General features: G+C 38.5%; 12 protein-coding genes. 6 read left to right on the top strand and 6 right to left on the bottom strand.

The genetic code is table 11. The features are described 5' to 3' along the window. The first annotated feature begins 132 nt into the window (after positions 1-132). From EJF36_RS02130 to EJF36_RS02110, 5 genes are all read left to right on the top strand, one after another. Entirely contained in the window at positions 133-1,353 is a 1,221-nt protein-coding gene (locus EJF36_RS02130) for a sensor histidine kinase (RefSeq protein WP_125904789.1), read from the top strand. Further along, positions 1,322-1,957 (top strand): response regulator transcription factor, encoded by a 636-nt coding sequence (locus EJF36_RS02125; protein WP_125904788.1) that lies wholly within the window; start codon positions 1,322-1,324, stop codon positions 1,955-1,957. Before EJF36_RS02130 ends, EJF36_RS02125 begins: the two co-directional genes overlap by 32 nt. A 361-nt stretch (positions 1,958-2,318) precedes the next feature. Beyond that, positions 2,319-3,767 carry an alpha/beta hydrolase family protein gene (locus EJF36_RS02120; protein WP_125904787.1) on the top strand — a complete coding sequence of 483 codons (1,449 nt, stop codon included), beginning with the start codon at positions 2,319-2,321 and terminating at the stop codon, positions 3,765-3,767. A 152-nt stretch (positions 3,768-3,919) separates the two neighbouring features. After that, positions 3,920-4,918 carry an alpha/beta hydrolase gene (locus EJF36_RS02115; protein ID WP_260471805.1) on the top strand — a complete coding sequence of 333 codons (999 nt, stop codon included), beginning with the start codon at positions 3,920-3,922 and terminating at the stop codon, positions 4,916-4,918. A gap of 71 nt (positions 4,919-4,989) precedes the next feature. Then, on the top strand, positions 4,990-6,639 hold the full coding sequence (locus EJF36_RS02110) for a M28 family peptidase (RefSeq protein ID WP_125904785.1): 1,650 nt from the start codon (positions 4,990-4,992) through the stop codon (positions 6,637-6,639). 189 nt (positions 6,640-6,828) lie between these two features. On the opposite strand, the gene EJF36_RS02105 is transcribed toward EJF36_RS02110, so the two are convergent. The 6 genes from EJF36_RS02105 to gatC form a co-directional block, all read right to left on the bottom strand. Beyond that, positions 6,829-8,361, bottom strand: coding sequence for a flotillin family protein (locus tag EJF36_RS02105; RefSeq protein WP_125904784.1), 1,533 nt, complete (start codon positions 8,359-8,361; stop codon positions 6,829-6,831). Between the two features lie 9 nt (positions 8,362-8,370). Beyond that, complete coding sequence (locus EJF36_RS02100) at positions 8,371-8,886, bottom strand: NfeD family protein (protein WP_125904783.1); 516 nt, start codon at positions 8,884-8,886, stop codon at positions 8,371-8,373. Further along, positions 8,883-9,530 carry a PspA/IM30 family protein gene (locus EJF36_RS02095; protein ID WP_125904782.1) on the bottom strand — a complete coding sequence of 216 codons (648 nt, stop codon included), beginning with the start codon at positions 9,528-9,530 and terminating at the stop codon, positions 8,883-8,885. Before EJF36_RS02095 ends, EJF36_RS02100 begins: the two co-directional genes overlap by 4 nt. A 406-nt stretch (positions 9,531-9,936) precedes the next feature. Next, positions 9,937-11,367, bottom strand: coding sequence for an Asp-tRNA(Asn)/Glu-tRNA(Gln) amidotransferase subunit GatB (gene gatB / locus EJF36_RS02090; RefSeq protein ID WP_125904781.1), 1,431 nt, complete (start codon positions 11,365-11,367; stop codon positions 9,937-9,939). Between the two features lie 15 nt (positions 11,368-11,382). Beyond that, positions 11,383-12,834, bottom strand: a complete 1,452-nt coding sequence (gatA, locus tag EJF36_RS02085; RefSeq protein ID WP_125904780.1) for an Asp-tRNA(Asn)/Glu-tRNA(Gln) amidotransferase subunit GatA — start codon at positions 12,832-12,834, stop codon at positions 11,383-11,385. A 13-nt stretch (positions 12,835-12,847) separates the two neighbouring features. Continuing rightward, the gene (gene gatC, locus EJF36_RS02080) at positions 12,848-13,138 is read right to left on the bottom strand and encodes an Asp-tRNA(Asn)/Glu-tRNA(Gln) amidotransferase subunit GatC (RefSeq protein ID WP_125904779.1); all 291 of its coding nucleotides are present in this window, start codon (positions 13,136-13,138) and stop codon (positions 12,848-12,850) included. 425 nt (positions 13,139-13,563) lie between these two features. On the opposite strand from gatC, the gene EJF36_RS02075 reads away from it, so the two are divergent. Beyond that, positions 13,564-13,992: a hypothetical protein gene (locus EJF36_RS02075; protein WP_125904778.1), complete on the top strand. Its 429-nt coding sequence runs from the start codon at positions 13,564-13,566 to the stop codon at positions 13,990-13,992. The last annotated feature ends 40 nt before the right edge of the window (positions 13,993-14,032 follow it).

Here is a 14,032-nt window from a genome sequence, read left to right as displayed (position 1 = left end):
CTCTTTCATATGACCAACACCTGATTTTCCCCTATATATTTACAAAAAATTATAAAAAATATAGTTTCTGTATAACGATTCGTCTGTTAAAATTATGAAGCAATATATTTTACCTATAAGGATGGGCATTACATGAATTCAATAAGAAAATGGATGTGGATTGATTACGTATTAACATTCGTTCGATTATTTTTCTATGGTACTGGTATTGTTTATTTTAGTAGTAACCCTTCAGAAATGGGGATGGATGAGGCATTTTTCTTTTTATGGTTTTTCTTATGTGTGTTTGCCCCACACCTTTTCTGGAATCCTCGCTATATTCACGATGTATTGTTCGCAATAACGGAGTTTCTTTTAGTAGGGAGTTTTTATATATACTTCACTTTCTTCTTAAAGACATCATCCGGGTTTACCTTGCTTATGATGCCTGCACTCGTCATTGGTTTTATCGCAAGGAAACATACGCTTATCTTTAGTCCCATCATCTTACTGATCTTGACAGCATGTGTGGTTTACCTAGATATCGCTTTCGTTGATGTTCTTAATAATCTATTTGTGTTAATTATGCTTTTTACCTTTGGGTATATGTTTAATCGTCTGCTACACACACAAAGTACGATGAAAAAACTATTAGAGGAAAATGAAGAGCAAACAACAATCATTCATACGCAAAATAGAGCATTAGAGCAATATGCTAACAAAGTAGAGGAACTTACTCTAGAGTCTGAACGAAACAGAATTGCTGGAGAACTACATGACACCGTTGGTCATACCTTTACATCTGTTATCGTTGGAATTGATGCAGCAATCTACCTTATAGATTACTCCCCCGAAACGGCAAAAGAGAGATTAGAAAAATTACGTAATGCTACAAAAACTAGTCTTCAGGAGGTACGTGCACAAATACATAACATGGCCCGTGAAGATGAACAGCTATCACTCTCTAGTAAACTCGAAAACCTTGCAAAAGAGTTTTCCGAGTATACGAACACAGAGGTGTCTGTGCAAACAACAGGAAGAGAATATACCGTCACTCGTTCAATCGGCATTATACTAAATCGTTGTTTACAAGAGGCTTTGACGAATGCTAAAAGACATGGAGAAGCAACTAAAGTAACTGTGTTGCTGTATTTTAACATGACAGAAATTCGCTTAATCGTTCATGATAACGGGAAAGGCAACGAGGAGCTACAATTTGGTTTTGGTCTACAAATGATGAAAGATCGATTATCGTTAGTAAACGGAGAGCTCACTGTTAAATCAGATGAAGCGACAGGTACACTTTTAACATGCATTATACCTATAAAAGAGGAGGGTCAATATGAGTCAAATAAAGCTATTGTTAGTGGATGACCAAGAGTTAATTAGAGAAAGCTTACATATCATTTTAGCAATGGAAGAGGATTTTAATTTAATCGGATCCGTCACGAACGGCAAAGAAGCAATAAAAGCTTGTGAAACACAACAACCTGACGTTATCTTAATGGATATTAATATGCCTGTTATGGATGGCATTGAAGCAACTAAAGCTATAAAAGACAGATGGCCAGACGTTCAAATAATTATTCTAACTACATTTGAGGAAGTTCAATATGTAAAAACAGCACTAAGCTATGGAGCCGAAGGATATTTATTAAAAGCGATTCATCCTAAAGATTTAGCTGCTAGCATCCGCCTCGTTCATCGTGGTGAAACATTGATAAATCAAGGCTTGGCAAAGCAACTTCTTGCTAACATCCCTAACGATAATAAAGAAGAATCTCTGTTTAAAAGGTACGGGTTATCCGAGCGAGAAGGACAAATTTTGCAAGCCATCGCAAATGGTTTAAGCAACCGTGAAATCTCTCAGAAGCTTTTTTTAACAGAAGGGACAGTAAAAAATTACGTTTCAAAAATATATGTGAAGCTAGATGTAAATGACCGGATCGGCGCACTAAATAAGTTAAATGAAAAGTGAAATATTGGAGATTGGGAACTTTCCTAGGGGCACGCTTTAACAGCCTGATCGGGATTTTCCCATTTTTTTATGGATTAGAAAGGGTGCAAGGGCTATAAATAGCTTCATTGGCTTCCCTTTTTCTTTAACTGTATGACTTTATTTATGACGCACTTCACTATCCAATGTGACTTTAAAAAGATATATTGAATGCATTAACAACAGGGCACAGGCTAGCGAACATTAAATAGTATAGATAAGAGTTCTCTAATCACCTACTCACCTTCTCTATAGAGAGAAAGGACTATACAAGATAAATGCTAGCTGAGCTGCGAATATATAATTTTTTTCTTTCTCATACGTTTAGAAGGGACTGTTATTTATGAGAACTTTAGAGTTGGCTTACATTGCATTTGTTGTTTTAGCAGCCTTAATGTTTTTTGCTTTACCGAGAAAAATAATGCTCTTTCACTATTTAGCCAATATAGGAATCTTATGTTTGGTTGTTACACACCTTCTATTTGAAGGGTATCGATGGCAGATGATTCCTGCCTATATTCTAGGGAGTTTTGTAGTTTATATCATTTTGACGAGACCTCAGTTCTCCACTTTATGGTCACGTGTAGTGATATCATTTTTTTTAATTATATGGGTGCCAGTCGCTATCCTACTTCCGATTATTGTGCCTATTTTTACTTTACCAGAGCCTTCAGGAATTTATGATGTAGCAAAGGTTTCGTATCATCTGAAAGATCCGACACGTAAGGAAGTAGCCACAACAGATCAAACTGACACACGTGAACTCCCTGTTTCCATTTGGTATCCAACCGAGGATTCCTCAGCAGCATTAGTACCGTATGTAAAGATGACACCAAAAGTAAAAGAAGCGATCGCTAATCACTATCAAATTCCATCTTTCTTTCTATCTTACTTAAGTGATGTAACAACAAATAGTTTTACATCTGGTGCAGTTGCTGAATCTGAGCAAAGGTTCCCTGTCGTTTTGCTTTCACACGGATTACCTGGTAACAGCTCGATGATGACTAGCATAGCTGAAAACCTTGCAAGTAACGGCTTCATTGTAGCCGCCATTGACCATACGTATTACTCTAATCTCACTATTTTACCAGACGACAAAGTAATTTTTTCTACAGCAGCCCTTCCAAACCCACTAGAACTCGAAGAGTGGGATAACATTATTTCATCTGTGTGGATGAAAGATCAGCAACAAGCCCTTGATTTCATATTAAACTCTCTGCAATATGATCCTTTATTTGCAGGTACACTCAATGTCGAAAAAGTCGGGGTTCTCGGACACTCCTTTGGTGGTGCAGCAGTATTTCAAACATTATTAACGGACGAACGGATAAAAGCTGGTGTCAATATGGACGGTACTTTTTTCGGCCATGTTCAAGAGGGAGCAGATACAAAAAAACCTTTTTTATTCATGAAAGTGAAAGAAGAACAAGCAAGTCTTACATTAACACCTACTCAGGAAGAACTAGCAAGCTTAGGCTTAACTTTACAGCAATTCAACGAGTTAAATAGCAAGCTAGAAAATAGAAAACAAATTTTCTCACATTATGGTGGGTACGAGGCAGTTTTTACCGATCTTAAGCATTTAAGCTTCAATGATTTCTATATGTTTAGCCCCATTTTACAAATTGTAGATAAAGTACATGTACGTGAAGATTCTAGTATGATTAACTGGCTTCTTGTCCAATTTTTTAATAAAACATTATATGATATGACAGAGACAGTTTTCGATACTCGCGACATCCCATATAGTCGCCTCACTATTACATCTCTTCAAAGCCCAAACACTCCGTAATGAGTGTTTGGGCTTTTTTATGATGCAACTACCCTTTTAGTTAGTTTCAACACAATATTGTTATGACTTTTTTAGTGATTGTAGTTACTACAGCGTAGTGACTTTATTTTTTTATAGTAAATGTAACGAAACAATTAGGAGGAATGAAACACATGGAATTACAAACAACAAAACGAATGAACCTATGGAAAAAAATACTTTTAGGTATATGCAGCTTTTTGATTTTTCTTGTAGCTGCGGGAGTGGTCTACGAAGCTGTCTCAAGCTATATCGGTGTCAAACAATCACCTCCACCAGGAAAACTAGTAAATGTAGGTGACTTTGATCTTCACATTCATAAGCAAGGTAGTGGATCACCAACTATTATTCTAGAAACAGCAAGTGGATCTACTGCAAACGTATGGAATGATATCCCGAAAGAACTAGCTAAATTTACTACAGTCGTAACATATGACCGTGGTGGCTATGGGTGGAGTGAAAAAGCAACAACGGAACGTACCGGTGAGAATATCGTGAAAGAGCTTTATACGGCCTTAAAGAAAGAAAACATTGAAGGGCCATATATCGTAGCGGGTCATTCATTAGGTGGCATGTACACAAGATTGTTTGCACAAACATACAGTGATGAGGTGGAAGGAATCGTTCTAATAGACGCAAGACACGAGGATTATTCAAAGGAAACAAACCCTATCCTTCTTGCAGCTGGTTTTGATCCAGTTTTATCCGGCTATCCTGCAAAGCATATTTTAACTTTATTAAAACAAACAGGTGTTATTCGCTTATTAAACATGGGAAACCCTGAAATGGAAGAATCTATAAATATTGAACTGCGCCCCAAATTTTTCGAAGCGAGAGAAGCCGAATTAAGAGACATGGCTGTAACAGAAGATGCCATCCGTAATCAATCATTAGGTGACATACCTTTACGAATTTTAACACATGGGCAGCCAGAAGATTTAACATTAGTAGGATTGACTCAAGAGCAATCACAAATAATGGAAGATGTGTGGCAACAACAACAAGAACAAACACTTCAAATCTCTTCGAACAGTCAATTGATCGTCGCCAAAAACAGTGGTCATTATATTATCCATGATGAACCGCAGTTAGTAATAGATGTAATTAAAGATGTCGTTGATCAGATTAAATAAAAAACTGGGTGCTCGATGTCTATTTCTTGTTCAGATGGTCAGTTAATTTAAAAACGAAAGGACAGTATAACGTGAAAATAAAAAATATACTCGCATGGACATTTTATCTACTTGTAATTGTTGGCGTCATATATGCGAACCATGTTATGACCCCCGAAGCTCATGTTCCAAAAAAGGAAGACACAGCACCAACCGAATTTTCAGCAGAATATGCCCTGGAACATATTCAAAAAATAGCACAGCAACCTCGTCCAGCAGGGTCAGCTTATAATAAAGAAGTACGGCAGTATATTAAATCACAAATTGAAGGACTTGGCTTTGTGGTAAATGAAGGTTTTCATACCGTTAAACATAAGTATGAGGATCGCATGATTGACGTTTATAATATAACTACTACAATAAAAGGAACCGATAACACGGGCGAAATTTTGTTCATGTCTCATTATGATTCAGTTGATGAAGGCCCTGGGGCAAATGACAATGCACAAGGTGTCGCCATTATGATAGAAACATTGAAAATATTAAAGAACTCTGCACCTTTAAAAAATGATGTCACCTTTTTCTTTACCGATGGTGAAGAATATGGAGTCTTAGGTTCAACAGCGTATGCGAAGAGCAATAACCTCGAAGACATCGGATTAGTCGTAAACCTAGAAGCACGGGGCAATAAAGGAAAATCTATGCTATTTGAAACAAACGAAAACAATTATGAAATAGTTAAAGAATATCTTGCTGCCTCATCAAAACCGTATGGATATTCCTTCTTAAATGACATTTACAAACTATTGCCTAACTACACAGATTATGAACCTTTTAAAAAAGAAGGTGTAAAAGGTTTGAATTTTTCTTACAACGAAGGCTTTGAGGTATATCATAACGCAAGTGATACCATAGAAAGTGTTACACTATCCTCAGTTCAGCATAATGGATTATACGCAACAGAACTAGCCGAGCATTTTGGAAACATTGATTTCCAATCAAAACAAACCGAAGAAAAAGCTGTCTACTTCAACCTCTTTGGTTATCACACTGTGATGTATAAGGCAGATTACAACCTGATTTTGAGCGGTATAGCTCTCGTATTAACTATCTTAGTTTTTCTTTTAGCGATAAAAAAGCAAGTCATTTCCGTTACCAACATTAGAACTTGGCTTATAACTGCCGTTGTGTCTATGATAGCCATCTTCTTTATGGCAACATTAATAATAGCCTGTATCGCAGTTTATCAGTTATTTTCGCTCGTAGCAGTTTTAATTCCGATTGCCATAGGGCTTTTAGTAGTAACTATTATGACGTTTGTTTCCCGTAAATTCAAGCTAGTTAGCAAGCTTGCAAACAGAGTTAAGATACTTACTATACTAGATATTATACTAGCAAATTTACTAATAGGATTTGTTTTAACAGGGTTATGTACGTTGTATTTACCTAACTCTCACTACTTGTTCGCTATTACTGTAATTCTACAATCCTTTACTTTAAGTATTCAACTAGCTTGTAACGCTAAAGGAACGGTTGCATTTCTTATGTCTTTCGTGTATATCATTCCAGCTACACTTATACTGTTCCCGTTACTATATGTCATTGGCCTTAGCGGTGGGATAGTATCTTCTCCATTTGTTATCATGGTGTTATTCATTACGGTGCCGTATGTGCTACCACTTAACTTTAGGTTTCAGTCAAAAGCAATTCAACATAATACGAAAATGCCTGTCCATCATTGATGTCAGGCATTTTTTATGATTGAAACACGTCACAATCTACTATTCTTCATTTTATTTTTTAAACAGTAAATTTTCTCACACGTTGCTGCAGCAGCAAGTATTTGAAAAGGGTAATCTTATTTTATGCTTCTTCCTCATTCATTCTTTAATCAAAAAAACTGCAGGGCTAACAACCCTACAGTTCCCTTTTTATTGATCCCGCTCTTCCTTGTTCACAGGCTTCTTTGTTAACTCATTCGTTAATTGATCGACACTTGCTTTTATGTTTCCTTTTCCTGAGAAGTTCTCTAACAAGTCTTTCACATCAATACCTGATGAAGCTTTCAATGACTCTTGTAATGTTGACATTAAGTTCGTCGCGTATGACGTTACCTTGTTGGCACCGCCACCTTCGCCGCTACCAGTGTCCACAACTGTAATTTTATCAATATTAGAAAGTGGTGTAGCCACTTGCTTCGCGTATTCAGGCAGCATTCTCACAATCATATCGAGAACAGCCGCTTGACCGTATTTCTCGAATGCTTCGGCGATCTTTTGTTTTGCTTCTGCTTCAGCAAGACCTTTAAGACGAATAACCTCTGCTTCTGCTTCCCCTTGTGCACGTTCTGCATCAGCTTTTGCAAGACCATCGATTCGAACCTTTTCTGCTTCAGCTTTCGCCATTGCTTCAATACGGTATTTTGTGGCATCTGCTTGTGCCATTTCCTTAGCCTTTTCTGCAGCTGCCGATTGTTCAACAGAGTAACGGTCGGCATCGGCTTTCTTTTTCACTTCTGAATCGTATTGCTTTTCGCGACGTAAAATCTCTTTTTCCTCTAACTCTATTTGCTTTTGACGCTCAATAATTCTAATTTGCATTTGTTGCTCAGTAACTTCCTGCTTCGATCTTGCTTCCTCTAAGGCATAGGCTTGGTCAGCACGCGCCTTTGCGTTATCTTGTTCGCGACGATATTCCGCCACTTTAAGTTGATTGATTTTTTCCGCTTCAGCAATTTCTGTTGCACGTTCTAGCTCTGCACGTTTGGCATCTTTATCTGCTTCCGCACGCTTGATACGTGTTTCTTTATCCGCTTCGGCTGTTGCAATATCCGCATCACGCTTAACTTGTGCGATACGTGGTTTACCAAGCGACTCAAGATATCCATTTTTATCCCGAACATCTTTTATTGTAAATGAAACGATAATAAGGCCCATTTTTGCAAGGTCTTGAGAGGCAACACGTTGTACCTCTTGTGAAAACTTTTCACGATTTTTATAGATTTCTTCTACCGTCATCGAACCTAAGATCGAGCGTAAATGACCTTCTAACACTTCACGAGCTTCGTTTTCAAGGTCCTCTTTCTTTTTCCCTAAAAATTGCTCAGCTGCGGTGGCGATGTCGCCTATGGAACTACCAATTTTGATGATTGCTGTTCCGTCAGCCATAACTGGTACACCTTGTTCTGTGTACACTTCTGGTGTTTGTACATCTAGTTTAATAGAAAGTAAGCTTAACGGCTCAGCTTGCTGGAATACCGGAAGAACGAATGTACCGCCACCGCGAACTATTTTCACTTTATTTCCAGCTTCATCGATATTTACATTTTTTCCACCTAAATAGCTTCCTGTTACGATTAACGCTTCATCTGGCCCTACCGTACGGTAGCGTGCGACAAACACAGCAATAAGCGCGATAAGTAAGACCGCAACAACTGCAATAATAGCAATAATAATAGTGTTCATAAAAGCCTCCTAAGATAAAGTTTCATATGGAGTAACTTGTAGTACTCCGTTTTTCACATCTACAATCAACACATCGTGTCCATAAGGAATTTCTACATTTTCAAAGCTTTGCGCAGACTTTGAGATTGTGCCTGAGCTACTCTTGATAACAACCTCCCCGAACCCATCGACTGGAATACCGGTAATGACCGAGCCAATTCGTCCCTTTAGATCATCATCAGAATACGTTAGAGATGCCTCCGCCGACTTTAACGGGATAAAAACGAAAAAGTGCAGTAGGACCGCAATGATAAATGCTATACCAAAAGCTATGACAATCGACATAAAATCAGAAAACGCTGTAAATCTTACAAATATATAGCCACTAGCAAAAAAGATAGATAAAAACGATAGGATGAGAGATGGATTTAAAAAGTCAAATGGGATCCAGTCAAAAAAGCCATCTAGTATATCAGATAATAATATATAAATAACAGTGGTAGCGCCGGCTATTATGAGCCCCCATAAAAAAATTGATTCCATCATGATTCATCCTTCTCTTTTTTAAGTTTTGCTAGCTCGGTATCAACCGTTTCTTCAAGCTCTACACTATGAAAGTCTTTTCCTAAGCTTTGTGAATATTGTCGCTTCATGTCAGCTAATTCAGCATCCGCTTCTACTTGAAGCACCTGCTGCTCAAGGGTTTCTATTTGCTTCTTTACCGCTTTTTCTTGAAGATTAGCCATATCTCGGTTCACTTGTGTTTTTAAGTTTGCCAAATGTTCCTGCGACTTCAACGTTTTAAGTTGCAAGCTTGTTTCTGCATAGTCATGCTTTAAATCTCTAAGCTTATTAGAAAGCTCTTCAGCAACCGTTTTAGTATCTTTATATAGCTTTGTTAATTGCTCCAGGTTATTTTGCACCTGAACCTTATCAGATAAAGCACGTCTTGCCAAATTTTCATTATTCTCTTCCAAGGCGCGTATCGCTTGAGATTGCCTTGCATCTATTCGCTGCTTTGCATCCATTACATCTCTTTGCAGACGTTTTTCTTCTGCAATCGTTTTCGCAACCTGCTTTTCTAGCTCTCGAATCTGATTATTCAGCTGCATCAAATACTCTTCAATGAGAATAACAGGATTATTTTTTTCTCCACCAATACGAAATAAGTTTTTCAGAATATCCTTCATCTCACGTCACGCACCCTCCTTTAATAAGTCTGCATTACTATGTACGAATAGCTCTATAGGTTGGTTTCAAATTTTTGTAAAAGTAATGGTGGGTTTTGTTAGGATGGATAATTGAACGTGTAAATATTTTATTGGGGGCTAAGCATTTGTTAACCACTGGCATATAAATGGTCTTCTAGTACTAAGATTATTGTGGTTTTGCTTTAATTAGGTACAGAGTCGACACAGAATGGGTAGTTATTCGACATGAATAGGGTACGTATTCGACACCAAATGAGAACGTAGTCGACACGAAACGGTGTTAGCTCGACAGGTGTTTGGTCAGAAGCCTCAACACTTATCAGAACGTTCTCCATCAAAAAAAGAGACATTACTCAACGAAAGAGTAACATCTCCTATCCACGCTCTATCTTTTTTCTAACTCTTCATTCAACAATTTATTTACCATTGGTGGGTTGGCTTGGCCGCGTGTAGCTTTCATAATTTGCCCTACTAAAGATGCGGCTGCTTTTGTTTTCCCATTTTTATAATCATCAATAATTTTCGGATTCGCGTCCAAAACTTCATTAATGATTGGCAGTAGCTGTGCAGGATCAGAAATTTGCACAAGGCCTTGTGCCTCGACAATTTCCTTCGCATCGCCACCTTTTTCAACGAGTTCTTTAAATACTTTTTTCGCTATTTTTGATGATATTGTTCCGTCCTCAATGAGCTTTATCATACCAGCTAACGATTTTGGTGTGAGCGCCACCTCATGAAGCTCTTTTCCTTCGGCATTTAAGTAAGCTAACAACTCACCCATTATCCAGTTTGAAGCCTGTTTCGCATCAGCACCTGCCGCTACCGTTGCTTCAAAAAAGTCGGCACTCTCTTTTGTGATTGTTAAAATGCTCGCATCATATGCTGGCAGTCCTAGCTCCTCTATATATCGCTTACGACGTACATCGGGAAGCTCTGGAATCTCAGCACGAATACGCTCGCGCCACTCGTCATCAATATGCAATACGACTAAATCTGGTTCAGGGAAGTAGCGGTAGTCATCTGATCCTTCTTTTGTACGCATTAAAATTGTTTTTTTCGTAGCTTCATCGAAACGTCGTGTTTCTTGATCAATCTTACCACCGGCTAATAACACTTGCTCCTGACGACGTTCTTCATACTCTAAGCCTGCTTTAACAAACGCAAACGAGTTAAGGTTTTTCAATTCTGTCTTCGTCCCAAGCTCTTCCTGCCCAACAGGACGCAGTGAAATGTTAGCATCACAACGAAGTGAGCCTTCCTCCATTTTACAATCGGATACACCTGTGTACTGAATGATTGCTTTTAATTTTTCTAAATAAGCATAAGCCTCTTCAGGTGAACGCAAATCAGGCTCTGAGACAATTTCAATCAATGGTGTTCCTTGGCGATTGTAGTCAACTAATGAATAACCAAAACCTGAATGTGTTAGCTTGCCTGCATCCTCTTCCAAATGTAAACGCGTAATACCAATACGCTTTGTTTCGCCGTTCACTTCTATATCGATCCAACCGTTTTCTCCGACAGGCTGATCAAATTGCGAGATTTGATACGCCTTTGGGTTGTCGGGATAAAAATAGTTTTTTCTATCAAACTTTGTGACAGGAGCAACTTCACAATTTAGAGCCATCGCAGCCTTCATCGCAAACTCGACTGCTTTTTTATTCACAACTGGCAGCACACCTGGGTACCCTAAATCAATAACTGTTGTATTCGTATTTGGCGCAACCCCAAAGTCTACAGGGCTACTAGAAAAAATCTTTGATTTTGTTTTTAGCTCAACGTGAACCTCTAGACCAATTACCGTTTCAAATGACATTTTCTTTCACCCCTTTTATAATTGTGGTCTCGCTTTATGAAAATCAGTTGCTTGTTCAAATGCATGTGCCACTCGATATACTGTACTTTCATCAAAGTGCTTGCCAATAATTTGTAACCCAACAGGCAGTCCATCTACCAATCCACATGGAACAGAAATACCTGGCACACCCGCTAGATTTACCGGAATTGTAAGAATATCATTGGCATACATCGTCATAGGGTCGCTCATATTCTCATCAATTTTAAAGGCTGGTGTGGGAGCTGTTGGACCAATAATCACGTCGTATTTCTCAAAAACAGTTTCAAAATCCTGCTTAATCAATGTACGTACCTTCTGTGCTTTTTTGTAGTATGCATCATAATAGCCCGAGCTTAACGCATATGTTCCGAGCATGATACGTCGCTTCACTTCTTCTCCGAATCCTTCACTGCGACTCAGCTTGTACATGTCCAATAAGTTCTTGCCATTGTCAGAGCGATATCCATATCGAACACCGTCAAAGCGTGCTAAATTTGAAGATGCCTCTGAAGATGCTAATAGGTAATACGTTGCTAGACCATATTTAGAATGTGGTAGAGATACTTCCTCCCACTCTGCACCAAGGCCTTCAAGTACTTTTAACGCAGCCATAATTTTTTCTTTTACGGCAGCATCCACACCTTCTCCGATGTACTCTTTCGGAACAGCAATTTTCAATCCCTTAACATCTCCTGTTAAGCTGGATAAGAAGTCCGGCACTTCTACATGTGCTGATGTTCCGTCCATAGGATCAACCCCACATATTGCTTGTAAAAGAAAGGCATTGTCCTCAACCGTTCGGGATAGTGGGCCGATTTGATCTAAAGAAGATGCAAATGCTATTAAACCGTAACGTGACACTCGTCCATATGTAGGCTTTAACCCGACAATTCCACAATAGGCAGCTGGTTGGCGTATAGAACCACCTGTATCAGACCCTAATGAAAATGGCACTTCACCCGCCGCTACAGCAGCAGCTGATCCACCACTAGATCCGCCAGGTACACGGTCTAAATCCCATGGATTACGTGTCTTTTGAAAACCAGAGTTCTCCGTCGATGAACCCATCGCAAACTCATCCATGTTCAGCTTTCCGATGATTATCGCATCTGACTGACGTATCCGAGCTGCTGTTGTTGAGTCATATATCGGATCGAAATTATGTAATATTTTACTAGCTGCTGTTGTTCGTAATCCTTCGGTTACAATATTATCTTTAAGTCCAATCGGCATTCCATAGAGCAGGCCGTGCTCCTTTTGTTTTGACTCATCAAGTTCTTTTGCTTTCACATACGCTTGCTCTTCATTTAGTGTTAAAAATGCTTTAACATCCCCGTCCACTTGTTTAATTCGTTTAAAAGATTCATCCACTAAATCGGTTACTGTAATCTCACTTTTATGCAATAACCCTTTAAGCTCAGATATTCTTTTTTCAAATAAAGACACGCAGCATCCCTCCTTATTCAATAATGGCTGGTACTTGGAATTGGCCATCTTGATGGTCTGGCGCATTTTTCAGTACTTTTTCTATCGGTAATCCTTCGCTCGGCTCATCTTCGCGCATTATATTCTTCAGTGGTAACACATGGGAAGTAGGCTCTACATTACTCGTATCGAGCTCGTTTAATAACTCTGCATATGTAATAATCTTGTCCAGCTGTTGTTGATACATTGCAGCTTCGTCTTCAGAAATGGCAAGGCGCGCTAAATTCGCCACATGCTTCACTTGGTCAATGGAAATCCGTGACATATCAAGTCCCCCTTAGAAAATCGTTCCATATTTTTAAATAAGATAATAACAGACTTTAAACCATTAAAGCAAGACTAAAAACAGGAGGATTGGTCATACACATTACTTCCCGCCACATTTTTAAGAGGACTCATCTCAATTTTCCGATCCCCTAAAAGGCACTCTTTTTAATATATTAAAAATCCTATATCTTCCCCTCACAGCGTCGACAGCACATTACAATTATATGACGTTCCTATCTCAAGCAAGCGATATTAGCTTGTCATATAACATTATCTGGTCGCTAACCTTCGTTTTACTTTAATTATTAGGCATCAGACTAGTCCCAAATAGCGTTCGCCTGCATCTAATAATTGTAAGGGAATTTAGAGAATAAATGAAATTCCATTCTTTTGCTTTGTAGGCATTACGAAAGGAGGAGTATTATGGAAAACGAACAACACAGGCCACTAGAGAATGAAGATAGCTGTACAAAATTCATAAAAAAGGATATTAAAGTAGGAGCTGAAGTAGAAGTTACACCACACGTTAATGTATTAGAGCCAGAGGTTGACTGTTCTGATAAAGCTGTAGTTCGACCAAAGTCTAACTGTCACCACCATCATCATCATAATGAAAGCTGCAAGTTTATTGTTGAACAAGAGCTAACATTAAAAATCCCCCTAAAATTTAGTGTCGAGGTTGATGCAAAAACATTAGGGGTGAACTGTGACCCGCCTAAACATGATTGCAAACCTGACTACAAACATGGTCCCCATGCGCACCGTAAGAAAAATCAACCTTGCGACTGGTTTGATTATGAGCCTATTAAGCCATTTAATAAAAAACACATGCCAAGAAGTAAAAAATACTAGTTACTTGCACTAATTTTCAACGTATTCCACATAAATGTGC

This window comes from Bacillus sp. HMF5848, from assembly GCF_003944835.1.
Lineage (GTDB): Bacteria > Bacillota > Bacilli > Bacillales > HMF5848 > HMF5848.
This window is presented reverse-complemented; position numbering and strand designations above follow the sequence as displayed.

Excerpts from the sequence above, each read along its gene's own strand:
- EJF36_RS02130 (WP_125904789.1), top strand. The coding sequence starts at position 133 with ATGAATTCAATAAGAAAATGGATGTGGATTGATTACGTATTAACATTC.
- EJF36_RS02125 (WP_125904788.1), top strand. The coding sequence starts at position 1,322 with ATGAGTCAAATAAAGCTATTGTTAGTGGATGACCAAGAGTTAATTAGA.
- EJF36_RS02120 (WP_125904787.1), top strand. The coding sequence starts at position 2,319 with ATGAGAACTTTAGAGTTGGCTTACATTGCATTTGTTGTTTTAGCAGCC.
- EJF36_RS02115 (WP_260471805.1), top strand. The coding sequence starts at position 3,920 with ATGGAATTACAAACAACAAAACGAATGAACCTATGGAAAAAAATACTT.
- EJF36_RS02105 (WP_125904784.1), bottom strand. The coding sequence starts at position 8,361 with ATGAACACTATTATTATTGCTATTATTGCAGTTGTTGCGGTCTTACTT.
- EJF36_RS02100 (WP_125904783.1), bottom strand. The coding sequence starts at position 8,886 with ATGATGGAATCAATTTTTTTATGGGGGCTCATAATAGCCGGCGCTACC.
- EJF36_RS02095 (WP_125904782.1), bottom strand. The coding sequence starts at position 9,530 with ATGAAGGATATTCTGAAAAACTTATTTCGTATTGGTGGAGAAAAAAAT.
- gatB (WP_125904781.1), bottom strand. The coding sequence starts at position 11,367 with ATGTCATTTGAAACGGTAATTGGTCTAGAGGTTCACGTTGAGCTAAAA.
- gatC (WP_125904779.1), bottom strand. The coding sequence starts at position 13,138 with ATGTCACGGATTTCCATTGACCAAGTGAAGCATGTGGCGAATTTAGCG.
- EJF36_RS02075 (WP_125904778.1), top strand. The coding sequence starts at position 13,564 with ATGGAAAACGAACAACACAGGCCACTAGAGAATGAAGATAGCTGTACA.